Raw genomic sequence first — 647 nt, 5'->3', positions numbered from 1 at the left:
GTTAGGCTTAATTAAAATGACTCAAGTATTTATTTAATATAATTATGGATAATTTTCTAAAACTCTTTAACCCAACAGAATTAACGGAAACTATTAAGAAACTTGCGAAAAAGCAATTGAGTGATAAAATATGGATTGCAAATGGATTTGAATTAAGTTCATCGAGATATGACGATCTTAAATATATGATTCTTGATGAAGAAAAATGTAGAAAATATAAAAACTCATTTTTGATTTTTGCTCAAGCTACTCATTCAGGAAGTTCCTATGCGTTTTATAAAAAACCAGACGCTGAAAATTGTGATGAATGGCCAGTAATTGTAATGGGAGACGAAGGAGGTTGCGTTGTCTTAGCTGAAAATATTTTTGGTTTGATGAGATTCTTAACATTAAACTATGTTCAACCATACATTAATTCACTGGACTATCAGGATTTTAATTTGTTTTTAGACGATGAAATTGATTATGATTCTGAACCTTCAAATGAGGAATATAAGAAGTGGATCAAAAAAGATTTCGGTTTAGAAGTAGTTTTAACCATTGAACAAGCTAAGGAAGAAATTATTACTCCAGCTATTAATAAATATCAAAGTATATTAAATCCTATTTTTGAGATATAAAAAAACTAAGCCTAACAATTTGTATAT

At 28.1% G+C, this 647-nt stretch carries 1 protein-coding gene; it reads left to right on the top strand.

Features of this window, described 5'->3' with window-relative positions; translation table 11 throughout:
- Positions 1-44 precede the first annotated feature (44 nt).
- Entirely contained in the window at positions 45-620 is a 576-nt protein-coding gene (locus tag FHK87_RS25960; protein WP_140597837.1) for a hypothetical protein, read from the top strand.
- Positions 621-647 lie beyond the last annotated feature (27 nt).

The sequence above is a fragment of the Aquimarina algicola genome (genome assembly GCF_006443095.1).
In the GTDB taxonomy this organism is placed as follows: Bacteria; Bacteroidota; Bacteroidia; order Flavobacteriales; family Flavobacteriaceae; genus Aquimarina; species Aquimarina algicola.
This window is presented reverse-complemented; position numbering and strand designations above follow the sequence as displayed.

Bases quoted from the DNA above. Each gene is read 5' to 3' on its own strand.
- FHK87_RS25960 (WP_140597837.1), top strand. From the start codon at position 45: ATGGATAATTTTCTAAAACTCTTTAACCCAACAGAATTAACGGAAACT.